The organism is Streptomyces sp. NBC_01446, from assembly GCF_026340095.1.
GTDB classification, from domain to species: Bacteria; Actinomycetota; Actinomycetes; order Streptomycetales; family Streptomycetaceae; genus Streptomyces; species Streptomyces aureus.
In genome coordinates, this window is record NZ_JAPEPO010000001.1 from 6,758,581 (window position 1) to 6,782,888 (window position 24,308).

Below are 24,308 nucleotides of genomic sequence, written 5' to 3' on the forward strand. Positions count from 1 at the left end.
GGACGTAGCACTTCCTGCGTTTCAGCCCGTCGTCTCCCCGCCCTGCACGGTCGGGGAGGCGGCGGGTTCGCGCGTTTCCGGGGCCGGATGCGCGGTACGCGGTCCCGGCACCACAGCCGGCCGGGACGCGGTGTCCCGTCCGAGCGCCCGCTGAACAGCCTCCCCGAGCTCCAGGCGCGCCCCGGCTGCCACGAACGACTCGAACCGCGCGTCGCCGAGGATGGCCCGGGCGTCCGACGCACACCGCTCGTGCGGCGCGTTGTAGTGCGCCGAGCCGAACAGCGGCAGCCCCACGGAGGGCCAGATCCGGCCCGCCGCGCCCTGGAGCAGCGCCGCCTCACCCGCGTCGCCCTCCGTCACGGTGACGAGTGCCAGCAGCTCGATCGTCAGGACCGTGCCCAGCAGGTCGTGGAACGTGTCCCCGATGACCAGGCACTCGCGCAGCAGCTGCCGCGCCCGCACCAGATCGCCCTTGGTCCACTCCGCGTACGCCAGGACATACAGCGCGTACGCCAGCGTCCACCGCTCGCCGTGGTCCTCGCAGACCAGCCGCACGTCCTCGCACAGCTCGACCGCCGCGGCCAGATCCCCCTGGAACGCCACGGCCATCGCCAGCTCGACCTGGCCCATCAGCACGCTGCTGTTCAGCTCACCGATCTCCCGGTACCCGGCCAGCGCCGTCCGCAGCAGCTCCTCGGAGCGCGGCAGATCGTCCGTGACCAGGGCCAGGCAGCCCCTGCGATGCACCGCGTACGCGACCGCAGTGGCGTCGCCGATACGGTCCGCCTCGTCGCGGCACTCCTGGAGTGCCGCGAGCGCGGGCACCGTGTCGCCCTGGAGGATCGCCACATAGCCGAGCACCCACAGGGCCTTCAGGCGCGACCGGGCGTAGTCGCCGTCCTCGGTCTCCGCGTCGAGTTCCACGCTGCGCTCCAGCCAGAGCCGTCCCTCCGACAGGTGGCCGCAGCCCGCCCAGTAGAACCACAGCGTGCCCGCGAGGTACTGCCCCAGATGCGTCTCGCCCGGCTCCGTCAGGCAGAACTCCAGCGCGGCCCGCAGATTCGGCAGCTCCGTCCCGATCTGTGCCGCCACCTGCGCCTGCCGGGGCGAGAACCAGTCGAGCTCGCACCACGTGGCGAGACCCATGTACCAGTCGCGGTGCCTGCGCCGCATGCGCGCGGTGTCGCCCGACACCTCCAGCCAGTCGGCGCCGTACGCCCTGACCGTGTCGAGCATCCGGTAACGCACCACGGAGTCCGCCTCCTCGCGGATCACCACGGACTGCGCGATCAGCTCGGAGAGCACATCGAGGACCGCGTCGGCGTGCAGTCCGTCCCCGCTGCAGATGTACTCCGCCGCGTCCAGGTCGAACTGCCCGGAGAACACCGACAGCCGCGCCCACAGCAGCCGCTCCTGCGCCGAGCACAGCTCATGGCTCCAGCCGATCGCCGTCCGCAGTGTCTGATGCCGCGGCAGCGCGCCGTGCGTGCCGCCCGTCAGCAGCCTGAACCGGTCGTCGAGCCGGCCGAGCAGGTCCGCCGGTGACAGCGCCCGCAGCCGCCCCGCCGCCAGTTCCACCGCGAGCGGCAGACAGTCGAGCCGCTCGCACACCTCGACGACATCCGTCCGGTTCCCGTCGTCCAGGGCGAAGCCCGGCAGCAGTGCGGCGGCCCGGTCGGCGAAGAGGTCGGCCGCGTCCGCGGTGCCGAGCGGCGCCAGCGGGAAGATCTTCTCCCCTTCTACGGACAGGGGCCTGCGCCCCACCGCGAGGATCCGCAGATCCGGCGCCGCACCGAGCAGTTCGGTCACGAGCGAGGCGCACGCGTCGACGAGATGCTCGAACCCGTCGATGACGAGCAGGAGTTGGCGCTGCCCGAGATGGTCGAGGAGGACCTCGCGCTGCGGGCGGCTCGTGTGGTCGGTCAGTTCGAGGGCCGTGGCGAGCGCGTACTCGACCAGCTTCGGCTCGCGCACCGCGGCGAGGTCCACCCGCCGGACGGCGTCGCAGCCCAGGTGCCCCGCGGCCAGGGCGGCCGCTCTCGCGGCGAAGCGGGACTTGCCGACTCCGCCGGCACCGGTCACGGTGACCAGGCGAGCCGCCTCGAGAGCCCGCGTGAGCTCCGCGAGTTCGTCGGCCCGACCGACGAAGCGGTTGAGCTCGAAGGGGAGGTTGCCGGGCGGGGTGGGACCCTCGGGCCTGTCGGCAGGGCGCAGTTCGCGTCGCATCAGGTACGGAGCGTACTCAGCCGTAAGCGGTCCGTACAGTCGGTACGCGCAACTCCGCCCGCGGCGAGCGGTAATCCGGTACGGAGCGCGGACCCCGGCGCGATAGGCTCGGGGGACGACTTTTCGATGTTCAGGAAGCGGTGCTAAGTGTCCGGTGGAGAGGTGGCCGGGATCCTGGTGGCCGTCTTCTGGGCGATCCTGGTCTCCTTCCTCGCGGTGGCTCTGGCGAGGCTGGCCCAGACGCTCAGGGCGACCACCAAGCTCGTGGCGGATGTGACCGAGCAGGCGGTCCCGCTGCTTGCCGACGCCTCCGCCGCCGTGCGTTCCGCGCAGACGCAGATCGACCGGGTCGACGCCATCGCATCGGACGTCCAGGAGGTCACGTCGAACGCGTCGGCGCTGTCCTCCACCGTCGCCTCCACCTTCGGTGGCCCGCTCGTCAAGGTGGCCGCCTTCGGCTACGGCGTGCGCCGGGCGATCGGTCGCAAGTCCACGGGTGCCTCCGCAGCCGACGCGCCCGCCAAGCCGTCCCGCCGTACCGTGATCGTGGGCCGCACCGTCCCGTCGGCGCGGCGCAGCAAGCGGGTCACGCGGGACAACCCGAACAAGAGGGACTGACGCAGCGATGTTCCGCCGTACGTTCTGGTTCACCGCGGGCGCAGCCGCCGGCGTATGGGCCACCACCAAGGTCAACCGCAAGCTGAAGAAGCTGACGCCGGAGAGCCTCGCCGCGCAGGCCGCGAACAAGGCGGTCGAGGCGGGCCACCGCCTCAAGGACTTCGCCCTCGACGTCCGCGACGGCATGGCCGAGCGCGAGGCCGAACTCGACGACGCACTGGGCCTCAACGCCCCGGTGGACGCCGAACTCCCCGCGCAGCGCCGCTTCGCCGTCATCGAGAACCACGTGAAGAACAACCACGTGAAGAACAACCCCAAGTACCTCGAGAACACGACGTACTCGTACAACCGGAATGAGGACCACTGATGGAGTCGGCTGAAATCCGCCGCCGCTGGCTGAGCTTCTTCGAGGAGCGTGGCCACAAGGTCGTGCCCTCGGCGTCGCTCATCGCGGACGACCCGACTCTGCTGCTGGTCAACGCGGGCATGGTCCCGTTCAAGCCGTACTTCCTCGGCGAGGTCAAGCCGCCCGCCCCGCGCGCCACATCGGTGCAGAAGTGCGTGCGCACGCCGGACATCGAAGAGGTCGGCAAGACGACCCGCCACGGCACGTTCTTCCAGATGTGCGGCAACTTCTCCTTCGGCGACTACTTCAAGGAAGGCGCCATCAAGTACGCCTGGGAGCTGCTCACCAGCTCCGTGGCGGACGGTGGTTACGGCCTCGACCCGGAGAAGCTCTGGATCACGGTCTACCTCGATGACGACGAGGCCGAGCGCATCTGGCACGACGTCGTCGGCGTACCCAAGGAGCGCATCCAGCGCCTGGGCAAGAAGGACAACTTCTGGTCCATGGGCGTCCCCGGCCCCTGCGGCCCGTGTTCCGAGATCAACTACGACCGCGGCCCCGAGTTCGGTGTCGAGGGCGGCCCGGCCGCCAACGACGAGCGGTACGTGGAGATCTGGAACCTGGTCTTCATGCAGTACGAGCGCGGCGCCGGCATCGGCAAGGAAGACTTCGAGATCCTCGGCGACCTGCCGTCGCAGAACATCGACACCGGTCTCGGCCTCGAGCGTCTCGCCATGATCCTGCAGGGCGTACAGAACATGTACGAGACGGACACCCTGCGCGTCGTGATGGACAAGGCCACCGAACTCACCGGTGTCCGGTACGGCGAGAAGCACGGCACCGACGTCTCGATGCGCGTCGTCTCCGACCACATCCGCACGTCCGTGATGCTTATTGGCGACGGCGTGACCCCCGGCAACGAGGGCCGCGGTTACGTGCTGCGCCGCATCATGCGCCGCGCCATCCGCAACATGCGCCTCATGGGCGCCACCGGTCCGGTCGTCAAGGACCTCGTCGACGTCGTGATCGACACGATGGGCCAGCAGTACCCGGAGCTCATCACCGACCGCAAGCGCATCGAGACCGTCGCCCTCGCCGAAGAGGCAGCCTTCCTCAAGGCCCTCAAGGGCGGCACGAACATCCTCGACACCGCCGTCATCGACACCAAGGCCGCGGGCGGCACGGTCCTCGCCGGCGACAAGGCGTTCCTGCTCCACGACACCTGGGGCTTCCCGATCGACCTCACCCTGGAGATGGCCGCCGAGCAGGGCCTGTCCGTGGACGAGGACGGCTTCCGGCGCCTGATGAAGGAGCAGCGGGAGCGCGCCAAGGCCGACGCCCAGGCCAAGAAGACCGGCCACGCCAACGTCGGCGTCTACCGCGAGATCGCGGACGCCGCCGGTGCCACGGACTTCATCGGCTACACGTCGACCGACAGCGAGTCCACGATCGTCGGCCTGCTGGTCAACGGCGTCTCCTCCCCGGCCGCGTCCGAGGGCGACGAGGTCGAGGTCGTCCTCGACCGCACCCCCTTCTACGCCGAGGGCGGCGGCCAGATCGGCGACACCGGCCGCATCAAGCTGGACAACGGCGCGGTGATCGAGATCCGCGACTGCCAGAAGCCCGTCCCGGGCGTCTACGTCCACAAGGGCGTCGTCCAGGTCGGCGAGGTCACCGTCGGCGCCCCGGCCCAGGCCGTCATCGACGTGGCGCGCCGCCGCTCCATCGCCCGCGCCCACTCCGCCACGCACCTCACCCACCAGGCGCTGCGCGACGCGCTCGGCCCGACGGCCGCCCAGGCCGGTTCCGAGAACCAGCCCGGCCGCTTCCGCTTCGACTTCGGTTCGCCGTCCGCCGTTCCCACGGCCGTGATGACGGACGTCGAGCAGAAGATCAACGAGGTCCTCTCGCGCGAACTCGACGTGCAGGCCGAGGTCATGTCGATCGACGACGCCAAGAAGCAGGGCGCCATCGCCGAGTTCGGCGAGAAGTACGGCGAGCGCGTCCGCGTCGTCACCATCGGCGACTTCTCCAAGGAGCTGTGCGGCGGCACACACGTGCACAACACCGCCCAGCTGGGACTTGTGAAGCTGCTCGGCGAGTCCTCCATCGGCTCGGGCGTGCGCCGCATCGAGGCCCTGGTCGGCGTCGACGCGTACAACTTCCTCGCCCGTGAGCACACGGTCGTCGCCCAGCTCCAGGAGCTGGTCAAGGGCCGCTCCGAGGAGCTCCCGGAGAAGGTCTCGGCGATGCTCGGCAAGCTGAAGGACGCCGAGAAGGAGATCGAGAAGTTCCGCGCGGAGAAGGTCCTCCAGGCCGCCGCCGGTCTTGCCGCGGGCGCCACCGACGTGCGCGGGGTCGCCCTGGTCACCGGCCAGGTCCCGGACGGCACCGGCGCCGACGACCTGCGCAAGCTGGTCCTCGACGTACGCGGCCGCATCCAGGGCGGACGCCCCGCCGTGGTGGCCCTGTTCACGACGGTCAACGGCAAGCCGCTGACGGTCATCGCCACGAACGAGGCCGCTCGTGAGCGCGGTCTGAAGGCCGGTGACCTGGTCCGCACGGCCGCCAAGACCCTCGGCGGCGGCGGTGGCGGCAAGCCGGACGTCGCCCAGGGCGGCGGCCAGAACCCGGCCGCCATCGGTGACGCCGTGGCCTCCGTCGAGCGACTCGTCGCGGAAACCGCCTGATGCGACGCGGCCGACGGCTCGCGATCGACGTCGGGGACGCCCGGATCGGGGTCGCCTCGTGCGACCCCGACGGGATCCTCGCCACCCCGGTGGAGACCGTGCCGGGACGCGATGTCCCGGCCGCCCACCGGCGGTTGCGGCAACTCGTGGAGGAGTACGAGCCGATCGAGGTCGTCGTCGGACTCCCTCGCTCCCTCAAGGGGGGCGAGGGGCCGGCCGCGGTCAAGGTCCGCGCGTTCGCCCAGGAGCTGGCCGACGGGATCGCCCCCGTCGGCGTGCGGCTCGTGGACGAGAGGATGACCACAGTGACGGCCAGTCAGGGGCTTCGCGCCTCGGGCGTGAAGTCCAAAAAGGGCCGGTCTGTCATCGACCAGGCGGCCGCGGTCGTCATTCTCCAGCAGGCACTGGAGTCCGAACGGGCGTCAGGTAAAGCTCCGGGCGAGGGCGTCGAAGTGGTCATCTGATCGCGATACGGTAACGTTCCGCGCGACCGGCGGCGTTCGAACAGCTGCCGCACAGCATCAAGAGGCGGAACGGTTGCCCTGCCACCCAGACGCGGCCGCCGCCTCGCGGCTTGTAGGGGATCGATGACTGAGTATGGCCGGGGCCCTGGCTCCGAACCGTGGCACCCCGAGGACCCGCTGTACGGGGACCAGGGGTGGGGGCAGCAGGCCGCCGACGGCCAGCCTGCCTACGGCGGCCAGGGGCAGTACCACCCTCAGCAGCCGCAGCAGCATCCTCAGTCCCACCAGCAGCAGCCGCAGCAGTACGGCGGCGAGTGGGGCACCGGTCAGCACGACCAGTACGGCCAGCAGCAGTACGGCGGCGGTCAGCAGTACGGCGGTCAGCCGCAGGGTGGCGGCTGGGACACCGGTCAGCACGGCCATGTCCCGTACAACGCCGACCCGGTGGACCCGTACGGCGGTCAGCCGCAGCCTGCCGCGTACGGCGGTGAGCAGCCGGATCTCTACGGCACCCCCGACGCGTACCCGCCGCCGGAGCCGCCCGGCCGGCGCGGGGCCGCCGCGGAGCCGGAGACGAACTGGGACCCGGGCCCCGACCAGGGCGAGCACGCCTTCTTCGCCGGTGGCGGCGATGACGACGGCGACGACTACGACGACCCGCGCGACCGGGGCGGCCGCCGTGGCCGGGGCGGCAAGAAGCCGAAGAAGCGGCGCAGCGGATGCGCCTGCCTGGTCCTCACCGTGATCTTCGTGGGCGGTGTCGGCGGTGTCGGCTATTTCGGCTATCAGTTCTATCAGAACCGTTTCGGATCGGCGCCGGATTACGCGGGGTCCGGAAATGGCGAACACGTTTCCGTGGACATTCCCAAGGGCGCGGGCGGGTATGTCATCGGCCAGCGCCTGAAGGACGCGGGTGTCATCAAGAGCGTGGACGCCTTCGTATCGGCGCAGGAGCAGAATCCGCGGGGCAAGTCCATTCAGGACGGCGGATACACGCTGGAGAAGGAAATGTCGGCCCAAAGCGCGGTCGAGATGATGCTCAGCCCGGGCAGCCGGAACAACCTGATCATCGCCGAGGGCCGCCGCAACGTGTGGGTCTACGAGCAGATCGACAGGCGGCTCGGCGTCGCCAAGGGCACGACGCAAAAGGTCGCGAAGAAGGACTACAAGAAGCTCGGACTGCCCTCCTGGGCCATGAACGAGCCGAATGTGAAGGACCCCCTGGAAGGGTTCCTCTACCCGTCCAGCTACGGCGTCGCCAAGGGCGCAAAGCCCGAGACGGTCCTGAAGCAGATGGTGTCGCGGGCGACCGAGACGTACGAGGCCTACGGCGTCGAGAAGAAGGCCAAGAGCCTTGGCCTCGACAGTCCGTGGCAGCTGATCACGGTGGCGAGCCTCGCTCAGGCCGAGGGCACGAGCCACGACGACTTCCGCAAGATGGCCGAGGTCGTCTACAACCGTCTCAAGCCCGGCAACGAGCAGACGAACGGAATGCTGGAGTTCGACTCCACATACAACTACGTCAAGAACCAGAGCAAGATCGACCTGAGCCTCACCGCGCTGCGCAAGTACGACAACCGCTACAACACGTACTACTACAAGGGCCTGCCGCCCGGGCCGATCGGAAACCCGGGTGAGGAGGCTCTGAAGGGCGCGGTCGCCCCGACCAGCGACGGCTGGTACTACTTCATCTCGATGGACGGCAAGACCAGCGAGTTCACGAAGACGAACGAGGAACACCAGAAGCTGGTCGACAAGTGGAACGCGTCGAGGAAGAACTGATGTCAGCAAGCAGAAGGGCGGCCGTACTCGGGTCGCCCATCGCTCACTCCCTTTCCCCGGTGCTGCACCGCGCCGCGTACGAGGAATTGGGCCTGACGGACTGGTCCTACGACCGCTTCGAGGTCGACGAGGTCGCCCTGCCCGACTTCCTGGCCGGGCTCGGGCCCGAGTGGGCGGGCCTCTCGCTGACCATGCCGCTGAAGCGCGCGGTGATCCCGCTGCTCGACACGATCAGTGACACGGCCGCCTCCGTCGAGGCCGTCAACACCGTCGTCCTCACCGAGGACGGGCACAAGGTCGGTGACAACACCGACATCCCCGGCATGGTCGCCGCCCTCGCCGAGCGCGGCATCGACAAGGTCGAGTCCGCCGCGATCCTGGGCGCGGGTGCCACCGCCTCCTCCGCGCTCGCCGCCCTGTCGCGGATCTGCACCGGCGAGATCGTCGCGTACGTACGCAGTGACGCCCGTGCCGCCGAGATGCGGGAGTGGGGCGAGCGGCTCGACGTGGACGTGAAGATCGGGAAGTGGTCGGACGCGGCGCGTGCCCTTACCGCGCCGCTGGTCGTCGCCACGACGCCCGCCGGGACCACGGACGCCCTCGCCGCCGACATCCCCGAACGGCCCGGCACCCTCTTCGACGTCCTCTACGACCCCTGGCCGACACAGCTCGCGGCCCGCTGGTCCGGGTACGGCGGGGCGGTCGTCAGCGGGCTCGACCTGCTGGTGCACCAGGCCGTCCTCCAGGTCGAGCAGATGACGGGACGCGCCCCGGCGCCGCTCGGTGCGATGCGCCGGGCCGGGGAGCGGGCGCTCGCCGCCTGACCCGGGCCGTGTCCGCCCCGGCGTCCGTCTGATGGACCGGGGGCCGGGTCGGGTGCGCGGACGTGGGAGGATCGGGGGTGGCGGGCCAGGGCCGCGCACCCGGCCGCGCCATCGCAGTTCGAGGCGCGAGCAAGAGGAGCACCGTTGAGCAGGTTGCGCTGGCTGACCGCTGGGGAGTCCCACGGACCCGCACTTGTCGCGACGCTGGAGGGACTTCCCGCCGGCGTGCCGATCACCACGGAGATGGTGGCGGACCACCTGGCCCGGCGGCGGCTCGGCTATGGACGCGGCGCGCGGATGAAGTTCGAGCGTGACGAGGTGACCTTCCTCGGCGGCGTGCGCCACGGCCTGACCATGGGTTCGCCGGTCGCGGTCATGGTGGGCAACACCGAGTGGCCCAAGTGGGAGCAGGTCATGTCGGCCGACCCGGTCGACCCCGAGATCCTCGCCGGTCTGGCGCGCAACGCGCCGCTGACCCGGCCCCGCCCCGGTCACGCCGACCTCGCCGGTATGCAGAAGTACGGCTTCGACGAGGCCCGGCCGATCCTGGAGCGCGCCTCCGCCCGTGAGACGGCGGCCCGCGTCGCGCTCGGCGCCATCGCCCGCTCCTACCTCAAGGAGACGGCCGGCATCGAGATCGTCAGCCACGTCACCGAGCTGGCGAGCGCCAAGGCGCCCTACGGCGTGTACCCGACCCCGGCCGACGTCGACAAGCTCGACGCCGACCCGGTGCGCTGCCTGGACGCGGACGCGTCGAAGGCGATGATCGCGGAGATCGACCAGGCCCACAAGGACGGCGACACCCTCGGCGGCGTCGTCGAGGTCCTCGCCTACGGCGTGCCGGTGGGCCTCGGCTCGCACGTGCACTGGGACCGGCGTCTCGACGCCCGGCTCGCGGGGGCCCTCATGGGCATCCAGGCCATCAAGGGTGTCGAGGTCGGCGACGGCTTCGAGCTCGCGCGCGTGCCCGGTTCGAAGGCGCACGACGAGATCGTGACCACGGACGACGGCATCAAGCGCACGTCGGGCCGCTCCGGCGGCACCGAGGGCGGCCTCACCACCGGTGAACTGCTGCGTGTGCGCGCCGCGATGAAGCCGATCGCGACGGTCCCGAAGGCGCTCGCCACCATCGACGTGGCGACCGGCGAGGCCGCGAAGGCCCACCACCAGCGCTCCGACGTGTGCGCGGTCCCGGCCGCCGGCATCGTCGCCGAGGCCATGGTCGCGCTCGTGCTCGCCGACGCGGTCGCGGAGAAGTTCGGCGGCGACAGCGTCCCCGAGACCCGGCGCAACGTGCAGTCGTACCTCGACAACCTCCAGATCCGGTGACCGGCCCGCTGGTCGTACTCGTCGGCCCCATGGGCGTCGGCAAGTCCACGGTGGGGGAGTTGCTCGCCGAGTGGCTGGGCTCCCCCTACCGGGACACCGACGCGGACATCGTGGCCGCCCAGGGCCGCCCCATCGCGGACATCTTCGTGGACGAGGGCGAGCCCCGCTTCCGCGAACTCGAACGGCAGGCCGTACGCGAAGCCGTCGCCGAGCACCAAGGTGTGCTCGCGCTCGGCGGCGGAGCGATCCTCGACGAGTCGACGCGCGCGCTGCTGGCTTCGCTCCCCGTCGTCTATCTGTCGATGGACGTCGAGGAGGCGGTCAAGCGGACCGGCCTCAATACGGCCCGGCCGCTGCTCGCCGTCAACCCGCGCCGCCAGTGGCGCGAGCTGATGGAGGCCCGCCGCCACCTGTACACCGAAGTCGCCCGCGTCGTCGTACCCACCGACGACCGCACCCCCGAAGAGGTCGCCCGCGCGGTCCTCGACGCCCTGGAGTTGAAGAAGGCATGACCGAACAACAGGTGACCCGGATCCAGGTCGGCGGCACGGCGGGCACCGACCCGTACGAGGTCCTCGTCGGACGTCAGCTCCTCGGCGAACTCGGCGGTCTGATCGGCGAGTCCGCCCAGCGCGTCGCGATCATCCACCCCGAGGCGCTCGCCGAGACCGGTGAGGCGCTGCGTGGCGACCTCGCCGACCAGGGCTTCGAGGTCGTCGCCATCCAGGTGCCCAACGCCGAGGAGGCCAAGACCGCCGAGGTCGCCGCCTACTGCTGGAAGGCGCTCGGCCAGTCCGGCTTCACCCGCACCGACGTCATCGTCGGCGTGGGCGGCGGCGCCACCACGGACCTCGCCGGGTTCGTGGCCGCGACCTGGCTGCGCGGGGTGCGCTGGATCGCCGTGCCGACCACCGTGCTCGGCATGGTGGACGCGGCCGTCGGCGGCAAGACCGGGATCAACACCGCCGAGGGCAAGAACCTCGTGGGGTCCTTCCACCCGCCGGCCGGCGTGCTCTGCGACCTCGCGGCCCTCGACTCGCTTCCCGTCAACGACTTCGTGTCCGGCCTCGCGGAGATCATCAAGGCCGGCTTCATCGCCGACCCGGTGATCCTCGACCTGATCGAGTCCGACCCCGAGGCGGCGCGCTCCCCGCAGGGCCCGCACACCGCCGAGCTCATCGAGCGCTCCATCAAGGTCAAGGCCGAGGTCGTCTCCGGTGACCTCAAGGAGTCGGGCCTGCGCGAGATCCTCAACTACGGGCACACCCTCGCGCACGCCATCGAGAAGAACGAGCGCTACAAGTGGCGGCACGGCGCCGCCGTCTCCGTCGGCATGCACTTCGCCGCCGAACTCGGCCGTCTCGCCGGACGCCTGGACGACGCGACCGCCGACCGGCACCGCACCGTCCTCCAGTCGGTCGGGCTGCCCCTGAGCTACCGCTACGACCAGTGGCCCAAGCTCCTGGAGAACATGAAGGTCGACAAGAAGTCCCGCGGCAACCTGCTGCGGTTCATCGTCCTCGACGGCCTCGCCAAGCCGACGGTCCTCGAAGGACCCGACCCGGCCGTGCTCCTCGCGGCGTACGGCGAAGTGGCCGAATAGCGCCCGTCATCGGGCACTTCGCGACCTCCCCGGCCGTTCACACAACGGCGGCCGGGGAAGGTACCGTTCGGTAGCGCCTTGTTCGCCGGCGCCAGTTGCCTGTACGAGACGGAGTCGCACCGGATGCAGCACGCAGTGGGTTCGCCGCTGCCGCCGCCCCCTCAGCCGGGGCACGGACCGGCCGCCGGCTGGTCCCAGGCCGCGCATCACCCGGGCGCCCACCCGGGCCCCGGACCGGCGGGTCCGCCACCGCCTGCGCCGGGCTTCGCGGGCCCACCCGGCCCCTCGGGCCCGGCCCCGCACGCACCCGCGCCGCACGCTCCGGCGCCCGCCCCGCACCAACCCGCCCCGCATCCCCAGGCCCCGCACAGCCCGCCGCCGCAGGGGCAGCACCCGCATCCGGGCGTCCCTCAGCACGCCCCGCCCCCCTCGCGGGACACCACGGGGCATGTGCAGCTCCCGCCCGGCGGCCCCGTCGCCATGCCGAGCCCGCCGCCCGCGGCCGGCACCGCCGACGCCACCGCCACGACGCTCGCCGTCCTGCTCATCGGCCCCGCCGGCGCCGGCAAGACGAGCGTCGCCAAGTACTGGGCGGATCAGCGCCGCGTCCCCACGGCCCACATCAGCCTCGACGACGTACGCGAGTGGGTGCGCTCCGGCTTCGCCGACCCGCAGTCGGGGTGGAACGACCACTCCGAGGCCCAGTACCGCCTCGCCCGCCGCACCTGCGGCTTCGCCGCGCGCAACTTCCTGGCCAACGGCATCTCGTGCGTCCTCGACGACGCCGTCTTCCCGGACCGCCCGGTCGTGGGTCTCGGCGGCTGGAAGCGGCACGTGGGCCCCGGCCTGCTGCCCGTGGTGCTGCTCCCCGGCCTGGAGATCGTCCTCGAGCGCAACGCGGAGCGCAGCGGGAACCGCCGCCTCACGGACGAGGAGGTCGCCCGCATCCACGGCCGCATGGCCGGCTGGTACGGCTCGGGCCTGCCCATCATCGACAACTCCCAGATGGACGTGCCCACCACGGCCCGCGTCCTGGACGACGTACTCGCCCGCTCGATCGCGAGCCCGCCCCAGTGGTAGTGGGCCCTCGGCCCGCCGCACAGCCCCCTGGACGGGCCTCCTCGCCGCTCGTCCGGACGCGCTGACCGGGCCGCGTTCCCCCACCGCTCGTACGCTCGGTTCATGTCAGAGGTGTACGCGGCCCGTAGGGACCGGCTGAGGGAGCGCGCTGCGGCGGGCGGCAGTGCGGCCGTCCTCGTCTCGCGCCCCGCCAACGTTCGCTATCTCGCGGGCGCGGCGCCCCACGGCGCCGTGGTCCTGCTGGGGAAGGGCCCCGACGCCGAAGGCGACGTCCTGATGTGCGGGACGCCGCCCAGCGAGCAGCCCGCCGAGGGGCGGCCCGACGAGTCGCTGCGCATCCAGGTGCTCGATGCGCCCGGCGGGGACCCCGCCGTCGCCGCCGCCGAGGTCGCGCTCTCCCTGGGGGCGGATTCGCTGGCCGTGGAGGAACACCATCTGACTGTGGCCAGGCACCGAGCGCTCGGCTCCGTGGCTCCCCGGCTGCGCCTCGCCGACCTGGGCGGCGCCGTGGAGCAGCTGCGGCTCGTCAAGGACGAGGAAGAGATCTCCTGCCTGCGCATCGCCGCCGAGATCGCCGACCAGGCCCTCGGTGAACTGCTCGAATCGATCCTCGTCGGCCGCACCGAACGCCATCTCGCCCTGGAACTGGAGCGCCGCCTGGTCGACCACGGCGCCGACGGCCCCGCCTTCCCGACCTCGGTCGGTACCGGGCCGAACTCGGGCCGTGGCGCCCACCGCCCCACCGATCGCCGCGTCGAAGAGGGCGACTTCCTCTCGGTCTGCCTCGGCGCCGCCTACCGCGGATACCGCTGTGAGATCGGCCGTACGTTCGTCATCGGCACCTCGCCCGCGGACTGGCAGATCGACCTGTATGACCTGGTCTTCGCAGCCCAGAGGGCCGCCCGGGAGAGCCTCACACCCGGCGCCGAGTGCCGTGAGGTGGACCGTGCGGCACGCCACGTACTGGACTCCGCGGGGTACGCGGACGGCCTCTCACAGCTCACCGGACACGGTGTCGGACTCGAAATCGACGAGGAGCCGCAGTTGGCCCCCGCGGCCATGGGTAAACTGGACCTTTGTGTGCCGGTCACCGTCGAACCGGGGGTCCACCTCCCGGGCCGGGGCGGTGTCCGGATCGATGACACGCTCGTCGTGCGCCCCGAGGCGGACGGCGGACCCGAGCTACTCACCATTACGACCAAGGAGCTGCTCGCGCTGTAACGGCGCGCGCCCCCGGGGTCGTCCATCGTCAGTCCAGGAGATTCCGCAACCGTGGCTTCCACGAACGACCTCAAGAACGGCCTGGTGCTCAAGCTCGACGGGGGCCAGCTCTGGTCCGTCGTCGAGTTCCAGCACGTCAAGCCCGGCAAGGGCCCTGCCTTTGTGCGCACCAAGCTCAAGAACGTGCTCTCCGGGAAGGTCGTCGACAAGACCTTCAACGCCGGCGTCAAGGTCGAGACGGCCACGATCGACAAGCGCGACATGCAGTTCTCGTACATGGACGGCGAGTACTTCGTCTTCATGGACATGCAGACGTACGACCAGCTCATGGTCGACCGCAAGTCTGTCGGTGACGCCGCCAACTTCCTGATCGAGGGCTTCACCGCCTCCGTCGCGCAGCACGAGGGCGAGGTGCTCTTCGTCGAGCTGCCGGCCGCCGTCGAGCTCGTCGTCCAGGAGACCGAGCCGGGCGTCCAGGGCGACCGCTCCACCGGTGGCACCAAGCCCGCCACGCTGGAGACCGGCCACCAGATCCAGGTGCCGCTCTTCATCACGACCGGCGAGAAGATCAAGGTCGACACCCGCACGAGCGACTACCTCGGCCGGGTGAACAGCTAACCGTGGCTGCTCGCAACACGGCCCGCAAGCGCGCCTTCCAGATCCTTTTCGAGGCAGACCAGCGCGGAGTCGACGTCCAGACGGTCCTCGCGGACTGGATCCGGCACTCCCGGTCCGACACCCGGCAGCCGCCGGTCAGCGAGTACACGATGGAGCTGGTCGAGGGATACGCGCGCAAGACCGCGCGTATCGACGAGCTCATCTCGCAGTACGCCGTCGGGTGGACCTTGGACAGGATGCCGGTCGTCGACCGCAACATCCTGCGCCTGGGCGCCTACGAGCTCGTCTGGGTCGACGACACCCCGGACGCCGTGGTGCTCGACGAGGCCGTGCAGCTCGCCAAGGAGTTCTCCACGGACGATTCCCCGGCCTTCGTCAACGGGCTTCTGGGCCGCTTCAAGGACCTGAAGCCGACGCTGCGCCGCGACGAGGCGTAGCAGGCAGACAGCGACAGCCATCAGGCCCGGAGCGGAACACTGAACAGTGTTCCGCTCCGGGCCTGATGCTTTTCCGGGACTCCGGGACTCCGGGACTCCGGGACTCCGGGACTCCGGGACTCCGGGACTCCGGGACTCCGGGACTCCGGGACTCCGGGACCCCGGGACACTGCCGGACTGCGGCGCACGGGGGCGGCTGCGGGACACGGTGCGGCAGGGCACGAGAGCGCCGGAGGGGCGGGCCGCGAAAACGCGGGCCCGCCCCTCCGGCGTGACGTTTCTGCCGACTTCTGTCTGTCAGAGGTCGTCGTGAGCGACAGCGCGACGCGCGTCGGCGTCCAGGACGCCCCAGCTGATGAGCTGCTCGGTGAGAACCGAGGGCGACTGGTCGTAGATGACGGCGAGGGTGCGCAGGTCGTCCTGGCGGATCGACAGCACCTTGCCGTTGTAGTCACCGCGCTGGGACTGGATCGTCGCCGCGTAGCGCTGCAGGGGACCCGCCTTCTCCGGCGGGACGTGGGCCAGGCGCTCCAGGTCGAGAACGAGCTTCGGCGGGGGCTCGGCCGCACCGCCCGGCGTGGTGCCCGGCAGGAGCTCCTGCACCGGCACCCCGTAGAAGTCCGCCAGCTCGGCGAGGCGCTGCACGGTCACGGCACGGTCGCCGCGCTCGTACGAACCGACCACGACCGCCTTCCAGCGTCCCTGGGACTTCTCCTCGACACCGTGGAGGGAAAGGCCCTGCTGGGTGCGGATGGCGCGGAGCTTGGCCCCGAGCTGTTTGGCGTATTCGCTGGACATATAGCTCCCGGACGCTGTATCAACGTGCGGCTCCGCCGCGTGGCTGGTAACTCACTGTGAGGTTACGCAGCGTTACTTGGCTGCGTCAAGCCGAGTGGTCCGTTACCGACCATCCCTCGGAACGGCGTGTCTCGCACCTCCAGGGGGGTGATCAGTGGCGTTGCGGGCCTGGTACCGTTGATGGCGCAAATCCGACGTCCTTTAAGGTCCGTCCCGTGAGGCGGAGAAGGGGGTCCGTTTTTTATGGACATCAGCAGCTCCGATGAGGCACGCCCCGTACTCGAGGGCCCCGACATCGCGCGGGTAATGACCCGCATCGCTCACGAGATCGTCGAGCGCGCCAAGGGCGCCGAAGACGTCGTGCTCCTGGGCATTCCCACCCGCGGCGTCTTCCTGGCCCGCCGGCTCGCGGACAAGCTCGAAGAGATCACCGGACAGAAGATCCCGGTCGGCTCCCTCGACATCACCATGTACCGCGACGACCTGCGCATGCACCCGCCGCGTGCGCTGGCCCGCACGGAGATCCCCGCCGACGGCATCGACGGCCGCCTCGTCGTCCTCGTCGACGACGTGCTCTTCTCCGGCCGCACCATCCGCGCCGCACTCGACGCCCTGAACGACATCGGGCGCCCCCGCGCCGTGCAGCTCGCGGTCCTCGTCGACCGCGGCCACCGCGAACTCCCCATTCGAGCCGACTACGTCGGCAAGAACCTCCCCACGTCGCTGCGGGAGACGGTCAAGGTCCAGCTCGCCGAGGAGGACGGACGCGACTCCGTGCTGCTCGGCGCCAAGCGGACCGCTCCGGCCGGCGAGCAGTAGCCACCCTCAGCCCGACCCTGAGGGTGCCACCGCGCGCCCGTATGCCCGAATACTCCTGAACTTTCCTACGGAGCCTCCCCGATGATGCGACACCTCATCTCGGCCGCCGACCTCACCCGCGACGACGCCGTCCTCATCCTCGACACCGCCGAGGAGATGGCCCGGGTCGCCGACCGGCCGATCAAGAAGCTGCCCGCCCTGCGCGGCCGCACGATCTGCAACCTCTTCTTCGAGGACTCGACCCGCACCCGGATCTCCTTCGAGGCCGCCGAGAAGCGCCTCTCCGCGGACGTCATCAACTTCGCCGCCAAGGGGTCCAGCGTCTCCAAGGGCGAGTCCCTCAAGGACACCGCCCAGACCCTGGAGGCGATGGGCGTCGACGCCGTCGTCATCCGGCACGGTGCCTCCGGCGCGCCCTACCGCCTCGCCACCTCGGGCTGGATCGACGCCCCGGTCATCAACGCGGGCGACGGCACCCACCAGCACCCCACGCAGGCACTCCTCGACGCGTTCACGATGCGCCGCCGCCTCGTCGGCCGCGACGCCGGACTCGGCAAGGACCTCGAGGGCAAGCGCATCACGCTCGTCGGGGACGTCCTGCACAGCCGCGTCGCCCGCTCGAACGTGGACCTGCTGCACACCCTCGGCGCCGAGGTCACCCTCGTCGCCCCGCCCACCCTCGTCCCGGTCGGCGTCGAGACCTGGCCCTGCGAGGTCTCGTACGACCTCGACAGCACCCTGCCGAAGTCCGACGCCGTCATGATGCTGCGCGTCCAGCGCGAGCGGATGAACGCCGCCTTCTTCCCGACCGAGCGCGAGTACTCGCGGCGCTACGGCTTGGACGGCGACCGCATGGCGAAGATGCCCGAGCACGCCATCGTGATGCACCCGGGCCCGATGGTCCGCGGCATGGAGATCACCGCCGAGGTCGCCGACTCCGACCGCTGCACGGTCATCGAGCAGGTCGCCAACGGCGTCTCCATCCGCATGGCCGTCCTGTACCTGCTTCTGGGCGGCAACGAGCCCGCCGTCACCCACACCCGTACCGAGGAGAAGTAAGAACCATGAGCAAGATCCTTATCCGTGGTGCGAAGGTGCTCGGCGGCGAGCAGCAGGACGTCCTGATCGACGGCTCCGTCATCGAGGCGGTCGGCACCGGCCTGTCCGCCGAGGGCGCCGAGGTCGTCGAGGCCGGCGGCAAGGTCCTCCTGCCGGGCCTCGTCGACCTGCACACCCACCTGCGCGAGCCGGGCCGCGAGGACTCCGAGACCGTCCTCACCGGCACCCGGGCCGCCGCCTCCGGTGGCTACACCGCCGTGTTCGCCATGGCCAACACCTTCCCGGTCGCCGACACCGCCGGCGTCGTCGAGCAGGTCTACCGGCTCGGCCAGGAGTCCGGCTACTGCGACGTACAGCCCATCGGCGCCGTCACCGTCGGTCTGGAGGGCAAGAAGCTCGCCGAGCTCGGCGCCATGCACGAGTCCGCCGCCGGCGTCACCGTCTTCTCCGACGACGGCAAGTGCGTCGACGACGCGGTGATCATGCGCCGCGCCCTGGAGTACGTGAAGGCCTTCGGCGGCGTCGTCGCCCAGCACGCGCAGGAGCCCCGTCTCACCGAGGGCGCCCAGATGAACGAGGGCATCGTCTCGGCCGAGCTCGGACTCGGCGGCTGGCCCGCCGTCGCCGAGGAGTCGATCATCGCCCGCGATGTGCTGCTCGCCGAGCACGTCGGCTCCCGCGTGCACATCTGCCACCTGTCCACGGCCGGCAGCGTCGAGATCGTGCGCTGGGCCAAGTCCCGCGGCATCGACGTGACCGCCGAGGTCACCCCGCACCACCTGCTCCTCACCGACGAGATGGTGCGCACGTACAACCCCGTCTACAAGGTCAACCCGCCGCTGCGCACCGAGCGCGACGTCATGGCCCTGCGCGAGGCGCTCGCCGACGGCACGATCGACATCGTCGCCACCGACCACGCCCCGCACCCGCACGAGGACAAGGACTGCGAGTGGGCCGCGGCCGCCATGGGCATGGTCGGGCTCGAGACCGCCCTGTCCGTCGTGCAGCAGACGATGGTCGAGACCGGGCTGCTCGACTGGGCCGGCGTGGCCGACCGCATGTCCGTCAAGCCGGCGCAGATCGGCCGGGCCAACGGCCACGGACGGCCCGTCTCGGCAGGTGAGCCCGCGAACCTCGTCCTGGTCGACGCCGATTACCGTGGAGCCGTGGACCCCGCCGGCTTCGCCTCGCGCAGCCGCAACACGCCCTACGAAGGGCGTGAGCTGCCCGGGCGCGTCACGCACACGTGGCTGCGGGGCAAGGCCACGCTCGTCGACGGGAAGCTCGCGTGACACGACTGACGCAACCACTGGCAGTGCTCGCCGCCGAACAGAAGTCGGCGGACGTGACGGACTGGCCCGACCGGATCGGCTGGATCGTCGGACTGCTCCTCTTCATCGCGCTCGTCTACTGGCTGATGCGCCAGGGGTGGACGTGGCGCGGCACCCTCCAGGGCGACCTGCCGCCGCTCCCCGCCGCGCCGTCCGCGCCGGGTCCGGCCAGACTTGAGCTGAGCGGCCGGTACCACGGCTCCACGACCGCGGGGCAGTGGCTCGACCGCATCGTGGCGCACGGCCTCGGCACCCGCAGCCGCGTCGAGCTCACGCTCACGGACGCGGGTCTGGACGTCGTACGCCCCGGAGCCACGGACTTCTTCATCCCCGGCGCACAGCTGCGCGAGGCCCGGCTCGACAAGGGCATCGCCGGCAAGGTCCTCACGGAGGGCGGTCTCCTGATCGTCACCTGGGGGCACGGGGACAAGCTGATCGACTCCGGCTTCCGCTCCGACCACGCAGCGGAGCAGGCCGAGTGGGTCGAGACCCTCAACAACGTGATCGATACGAACAGCACCAGCAGTACGAACAACACAAGCAGCATGAACAGCACGACCATCACGACGGAAGGCACCGCACGATGACGACCTCCACCCGGGGAGCCGCCAACGCTCCCGCCGTACTCGTCCTGGAGGACGGCCGCATCTTCCGCGGCCGCGCCTACGGGGCCGTGGGGGAGACCTTCGGCGAGGCGGTGTTCAACACCGGCATGACCGGTTACCAGGAGACGCTGACCGACCCGTCGTACCACCGCCAGGTCGTCGTGATGACCGCCCCGCACGTCGGCAACACCGGCGTGAACGACGAGGACCCCGAGTCGAAGCAGATCTGGGTCGCGGGTTACGTCGTGCGGGACCCCGCGCGCGTGCCCTCCAACTGGCGTTCGCGGCGCTCCCTCGACGAGGAGCTGCGCAAGCAGGGCGTCGTCGGCATCAGCGGCATCGACACCCGCGCCCTCACCCGCCACCTGCGCGAGCGCGGCGCCATGCGCGTCGGCATCTTCTCCGGCAACGCGCTGCCCGACGACGGCACGATGCTCGCCGAGGTGCGCCAGGCGCCCGAGATGAAGGGCGCGAACCTCGCCGCAGAGGTCGCCACCAAGGAGACGTACGTCGTCCCCGCGATCGGTGCGAAGCGCTTCACCGTCGCCGCCGTCGACCTCGGCATCAAGGGCATGACCCCGCACCGGATGGCCGAGCGCGGCATCGAGGTGCACGTGCTGCCCGCGACGGCCACGGCCGAGGACATCTACGCCGTCCAGCCCGACGGCGTGTTCTTCTCCAACGGCCCGGGCGACCCGGCCACCGCCGACGGCCCCGTCGCGGTCATGCGGGAGGTCCTCTCCCGGAAGACCCCGCTGTTCGGCATCTGCTTCGGCAACCAGATCCTCGGCCGCGCCCTCGGCTTCGGCACCTACAAGCTGAAGTACGGCCACCGCGGCATCAACCAGCCGGTGCAGGACCGCACGACGGGCAAGGTCGAGGTCACCGCGCACAACCACGGATTCGCCGTCGACGCCCCGCTCGACAAGGTCTCCGACACCCCCTTCGGCCGCGCCGAGGTCTCCCACGTCTGCCTGAACGACCAGGTCGTCGAGGGGCTCCACCTCCTCGACCAGCCGGCATTCAGCGTCCAGTACCACCCCGAGGCAGCGGCGGGCCCGCACGACGCGGCCTACCTGTTCGACCGCTTCGTAGAGCTCATGTCAGAAAAGGGAGCCCAGCGTGCCTAAGCGCACCGATATCCAGTCCGTCCTGGTCATCGGTTCCGGACCGATCGTCATCGGCCAGGCCGCCGAGTTCGACTACTCGGGCACCCAGGCCTGCCGCATCCTGCGCGCCGAGGGCCTGCGGGTCATCCTCGTGAACTCCAACCCGGCGACGATCATGACCGACCCGGAGATCGCCGACGCCACGTACGTCGAGCCGATCACCCCCGAGTTCGTCGAGAAGATCATCGCCAAGGAGCGCCCCGACGCGCTCCTGCCCACCCTCGGTGGCCAGACCGCGCTCAACACCGCGATCTCCATGCACGAGAACGGCGTCCTCGAGAAGTACGGCGTCGAGCTCATCGGCGCCAACGTCGAGGCCATCAACAAGGGCGAGGACCGCGACCTCTTCAAGGGCGTCGTCGAGGCCGTCAACGCCAAGATCGGCCACGGCGAGTCCGCCCGCTCGGTCATCTGCCACACCATGGACGACGTCATCAAGGGCGTCGACACGCTCGGCGGCTACCCTGTCGTCGTCCGCCCCTCCTTCACGATGGGCGGCGCGGGCTCCGGCTTCGCGCACGACGAGGAGGAGCTGCGCCGCATCGCCGGCCAGGGCCTGACCCTGTCTCCCACCACCGAGGTGCTCCTGGAGGAGTCCATCCTCGGCTGGAAGGAGTACGAGCTCGAGCTGATGCGCGACAAGAACGACAACGTCGTGGTCGTCTGCTCCATCGAGAACTTCGACCCGATGGGCGTCCACACGGGTGACTCGATCACCGTGGCCCCGGCGATGACGCTCACCGACCGCGAGTACCAGCGGCTGCGCGACATCGGCATCGCGATCATCCGCGAGGTCGGCGTCGACACCGGCGGCTGCAACATCCAGTTCGCGATCGACCCGGCCGACGGCCGGATCATCGTCATCGAGATGAACCCGCGCGTCTCCCGCTCCTCGGCGCTCGCGTCGAAGGCCACCGGCTTCCCGATCGCCAAGATCGCCGCCAAGCTGGCCGTCGGCTACACGCTCGACGAGATCCCGAACGACATCACCGAGAAGACGCCGGCCTCCTTCGAGCCGACGCTCGACTACGTGGTCGTGAAGGCCCCGCGCTTCGCCTTCGAGAAGTTCCCGTCCGCCGACTCCACCCTCACCACCACCATGAAGTCGGTGGGCGAGGCCATGGCGATCGGCCGCAACTTCACCGAGGCCCTCCAGAAGGCGCTGCGCTCCCTGGAGAAGAAGGGCAGCCAGTTCACCTTCGTCGGCGAGCCCGGCGACAAGGCCGCGCTCCTGGCCGAGGCCGTCCGCCCGACCGACGGCCGCATCAACACCGTCATGCAGGCCATCCGCGCCGGCGCCACCCAGGAAGAGGTCTTCGAGTACACGAAGATCGACCCCTGGTTCGTCGACCAGCTCTTCCTCATCAAGGAGCTCGCCGACGAGCTGGCCGCCGCCGAGCGCCTCGACGTCGACCTGATCGCCGAGGCCAAGCGGCACGGCTTCTCCGACGCCCAGATCGCCGAGATCCGCGGCCTGCGCGAGGACGTCGTCCGCGAGGTCAGGCACGCGCTCGGCGTCCGTCCGGTCTACAAGACGGTCGACACCTGCGCCGCCGAGTTCGCCGCGAAGACCCCGTACTTCTACTCCTCGTACGACGAGGAGACCGAGGTCGCGCCGCGCACCAAGCCCGCGGTGATCATCCTGGGCTCCGGTCCGAACCGCATCGGCCAGGGCATCGAGTTCGACTACTCCTGCGTCCACGCCTCCTTCGCCCTGAGCGGCGCCGGCTACGAGACCGTGATGGTCAACTGCAACCCGGAGACCGTGTCCACGGACTACGACACCTCCGACCGCCTGTACTTTGAGCCGCTGACGCTCGAGGACGTCCTGGAGATCGTCCACGCGGAGTCCCTCGCGGGCCCGATCGCGGGCGTCGTCGTCCAGCTCGGCGGCCAGACCCCGCTGGGCCTGGCGCAGGCGCTCAAGGACAACGGCGTACCGGTCGTGGGCACCCCGCCCGAGGCCATCCACGCCGCCGAGGACCGCGGCGCCTTCGGCCGCGTCCTCGCCGAGGCCGGACTGCCCGCGCCCAAGCACGGCACGGCGACCACCTTCTCCGAGGCCAAGGCCATCGCCGACGAGATCGGCTACCCGGTCCTCGTCCGCCCGTCGTACGTCCTCGGCGGCCGCGGCATGGAGATCGTGTACGACGAGACCCGCCTCGCCTCGTACATCGAGGAGTCCACGGAGATCTCGCCGTCCCGCCCCGTCCTCGTCGACCGCTTCCTCGACGACGCGATCGAGATCGACGTGGACGCGCTCTACGACGGTCACGAGCTCTACCTCGGCGGCGTCATGGAACACATCGAGGAGGCCGGTATCCACTCCGGCGACTCGGCATGCGCCCTGCCCCCGATCACGCTGGGCGGCTTCGACATCAAGCGCCTGCGCGCCTCCACCGAGGCCATCGCCAAGGGCGTCGGCGTCCGCGGCCTGATCAACATCCAGTTCGCCATGGCCGGCGACATCCTGTACGTCCTCGAGGCGAACCCGCGTGCCTCGCGCACCGTCCCCTTCACCTCGAAGGCGACCGCGGTGCCGCTCGCCAAGGCCGCCGCGCGCATCTCGCTCGGCGCGACCGTGGCCGAGCTGCGCGCGGAGGGCCTGCTCCCGAAGACCGGCGACGGCGGCACCCTGCCGCTGGACGCGCCGATCTCCGTCAAGGAGGCCGTGATGCCGTGGAGCCGCTTCCGCGACGTCCACGGACGCGGCGTGGACACCGTCCTCGGCCCGGAGATGCGCTCCACCGGCGAGGTCATGGGCATCGACTCGGTCTTCGGCACGGCGTACGCCAAGTCGCAGGCCGGCGCGTACGGCCCGCTGCCGACGAAGGGCCGCGCGTTCATCTCGGTCGCCAACCGGGACAAGCGCACGATGATCTTCCCGGCGCGCGAGCTCGTCGCGCACGGCTTCGAGCTGCTCGCCACGTCCGGCACCGCCGAGGTGCTGCGCCGCAACGGCATCAACGCCACGGTCGTGCGCAAGCTCAGCGAGGGCGAGGGCCCGAACGGCGAGAAGACGATCGTCCAGCTCATCCACGACGGCCAGGTCGACCTCATCGTCAACACCCCGTACGGCACGGGCGGCCGCCTCGACGGCTACGAGATCCGTACGGCGGCGGTGGCGCGCAGCGTCCCGTGCCTGACCACGGTGCAGGCCCTCGCGGCCGCCGTACAGGGCATCGACGCCCTCAACCACGGTGACGTGGGCGTCCGTTCACTCCAGGAACACGCGGAACACCTGACCGCGGCCCGCGACTAGCAGCCCACTGAGGGGGACATCGGAAAC

Annotated in this window: 21 protein-coding genes; 19 read left to right on the forward strand and 2 right to left on the reverse strand. The window is 70.6% G+C overall.

Annotated features, from left to right (window positions below):
• Positions 1 to 21 precede the first annotated feature (21 nt).
• The gene (locus OG456_RS30420) at positions 22 to 2,226 is read right to left on the reverse strand and encodes a regulator (protein ID WP_266566544.1); all 2,205 of its coding nucleotides are present in this window, start codon (positions 2,224 to 2,226) and stop codon (positions 22 to 24) included.
• Positions 2,227 to 2,373: 147 nt separating this feature from the next.
• Between OG456_RS30420 and OG456_RS30425 the strand changes: the two genes are divergently transcribed.
• From OG456_RS30425 to nusB, 13 genes are all read left to right on the forward strand, one after another.
• Positions 2,374 to 2,844, forward strand: a complete 471-nt coding sequence (locus tag OG456_RS30425; RefSeq protein ID WP_266566546.1) for a DUF948 domain-containing protein — start codon at positions 2,374 to 2,376, stop codon at positions 2,842 to 2,844.
• A gap of 7 nt (positions 2,845 to 2,851) precedes the next feature.
• A complete protein-coding gene (locus tag OG456_RS30430; RefSeq protein ID WP_266566548.1) occupies positions 2,852 to 3,211 on the forward strand; it encodes a DUF6167 family protein in 360 nt (119 codons plus the stop codon).
• On the forward strand, positions 3,211 to 5,880 hold the full coding sequence (gene alaS / locus OG456_RS30435; protein WP_266566550.1) for an alanine--tRNA ligase: 2,670 nt from the start codon (positions 3,211 to 3,213) through the stop codon (positions 5,878 to 5,880). The genes OG456_RS30430 and alaS overlap by 1 nt, the downstream gene beginning before the upstream one ends.
• Positions 5,880 to 6,344 (forward strand): Holliday junction resolvase RuvX, encoded by a 465-nt coding sequence (ruvX, locus tag OG456_RS30440; protein WP_266566552.1) that lies wholly within the window; start codon positions 5,880 to 5,882, stop codon positions 6,342 to 6,344. Before alaS ends, ruvX begins: the two co-directional genes overlap by 1 nt.
• 123 nt (positions 6,345 to 6,467) lie before the next feature.
• The gene (gene mltG, locus OG456_RS30445; RefSeq protein ID WP_266566554.1) at positions 6,468 to 8,126 is read left to right on the forward strand and encodes an endolytic transglycosylase MltG; all 1,659 of its coding nucleotides are present in this window, start codon (positions 6,468 to 6,470) and stop codon (positions 8,124 to 8,126) included.
• The gene (locus OG456_RS30450; RefSeq protein ID WP_266566556.1) at positions 8,126 to 8,950 is read left to right on the forward strand and encodes a shikimate dehydrogenase; all 825 of its coding nucleotides are present in this window, start codon (positions 8,126 to 8,128) and stop codon (positions 8,948 to 8,950) included. Before mltG ends, OG456_RS30450 begins: the two co-directional genes overlap by 1 nt.
• Positions 8,951 to 9,094: 144 nt before the next feature.
• Positions 9,095 to 10,279, forward strand: a complete 1,185-nt coding sequence (gene aroC, locus OG456_RS30455) for a chorismate synthase (RefSeq protein WP_266566558.1) — start codon at positions 9,095 to 9,097, stop codon at positions 10,277 to 10,279.
• A gap of 29 nt (positions 10,280 to 10,308) precedes the next feature.
• Positions 10,309 to 10,791, forward strand: a complete 483-nt coding sequence (locus OG456_RS30460) for a shikimate kinase (RefSeq protein ID WP_323136413.1) — start codon at positions 10,309 to 10,311, stop codon at positions 10,789 to 10,791.
• A complete protein-coding gene (gene aroB, locus OG456_RS30465; protein ID WP_266566562.1) occupies positions 10,788 to 11,882 on the forward strand; it encodes a 3-dehydroquinate synthase in 1,095 nt (364 codons plus the stop codon). The genes OG456_RS30460 and aroB overlap by 4 nt, the downstream gene beginning before the upstream one ends.
• A gap of 123 nt (positions 11,883 to 12,005) precedes the next feature.
• A complete protein-coding gene (locus OG456_RS30470; RefSeq protein WP_266566564.1) occupies positions 12,006 to 12,962 on the forward strand; it encodes a Pro-rich N-terminal domain-containing protein in 957 nt (318 codons plus the stop codon).
• A 102-nt stretch (positions 12,963 to 13,064) separates the two neighbouring features.
• Positions 13,065 to 14,183, forward strand: a complete 1,119-nt coding sequence (locus OG456_RS30475; RefSeq protein WP_266566566.1) for an aminopeptidase P family protein — start codon at positions 13,065 to 13,067, stop codon at positions 14,181 to 14,183.
• 51 nt (positions 14,184 to 14,234) lie between these two features.
• Entirely contained in the window at positions 14,235 to 14,801 is a 567-nt protein-coding gene (gene efp / locus OG456_RS30480; protein ID WP_266566568.1) for an elongation factor P, read from the forward strand.
• Positions 14,802 to 14,803: 2 nt separating this feature from the next.
• On the forward strand, positions 14,804 to 15,238 hold the full coding sequence (gene nusB, locus OG456_RS30485) for a transcription antitermination factor NusB (protein ID WP_100597416.1): 435 nt from the start codon (positions 14,804 to 14,806) through the stop codon (positions 15,236 to 15,238).
• Between the two features lie 297 nt (positions 15,239 to 15,535).
• Here the strand turns inward: nusB and bldD are convergent, their stop codons facing one another.
• Positions 15,536 to 16,036, reverse strand: a complete 501-nt coding sequence (gene bldD, locus OG456_RS30490; protein WP_100597417.1) for a transcriptional regulator BldD — start codon at positions 16,034 to 16,036, stop codon at positions 15,536 to 15,538.
• Positions 16,037 to 16,279: 243 nt separating this feature from the next.
• Here bldD and pyrR point away from each other — a divergent pair, with 243 nt between their 5' ends.
• The 6 genes from pyrR to carB all read left to right on the forward strand — a co-directional run bounded on the left by pyrR (position 16,280) and on the right by carB (position 24,281).
• Positions 16,280 to 16,855, forward strand: coding sequence for a bifunctional pyr operon transcriptional regulator/uracil phosphoribosyltransferase PyrR (gene pyrR, locus OG456_RS30495; protein WP_266566587.1), 576 nt, complete (start codon positions 16,280 to 16,282; stop codon positions 16,853 to 16,855).
• A gap of 81 nt (positions 16,856 to 16,936) precedes the next feature.
• Positions 16,937 to 17,914 carry an aspartate carbamoyltransferase catalytic subunit gene (locus tag OG456_RS30500; protein ID WP_100597419.1) on the forward strand — a complete coding sequence of 326 codons (978 nt, stop codon included), beginning with the start codon at positions 16,937 to 16,939 and terminating at the stop codon, positions 17,912 to 17,914.
• Positions 17,915 to 17,919: 5 nt separating this feature from the next.
• Positions 17,920 to 19,206, forward strand: coding sequence for a dihydroorotase (locus tag OG456_RS30505; RefSeq protein ID WP_116503419.1), 1,287 nt, complete (start codon positions 17,920 to 17,922; stop codon positions 19,204 to 19,206).
• Positions 19,203 to 19,832: a hypothetical protein gene (locus OG456_RS30510; protein ID WP_266566590.1), complete on the forward strand. Its 630-nt coding sequence runs from the start codon at positions 19,203 to 19,205 to the stop codon at positions 19,830 to 19,832. Before OG456_RS30505 ends, OG456_RS30510 begins: the two co-directional genes overlap by 4 nt.
• Positions 19,829 to 20,980, forward strand: a complete 1,152-nt coding sequence (carA, locus tag OG456_RS30515) for a glutamine-hydrolyzing carbamoyl-phosphate synthase small subunit (RefSeq protein WP_266566592.1) — start codon at positions 19,829 to 19,831, stop codon at positions 20,978 to 20,980. The genes OG456_RS30510 and carA overlap by 4 nt, the downstream gene beginning before the upstream one ends.
• Positions 20,973 to 24,281, forward strand: coding sequence for a carbamoyl-phosphate synthase large subunit (carB, locus tag OG456_RS30520; protein ID WP_266566594.1), 3,309 nt, complete (start codon positions 20,973 to 20,975; stop codon positions 24,279 to 24,281). The genes carA and carB overlap by 8 nt, the downstream gene beginning before the upstream one ends.
• The last annotated feature ends 27 nt before the right edge of the window (positions 24,282 to 24,308 follow it).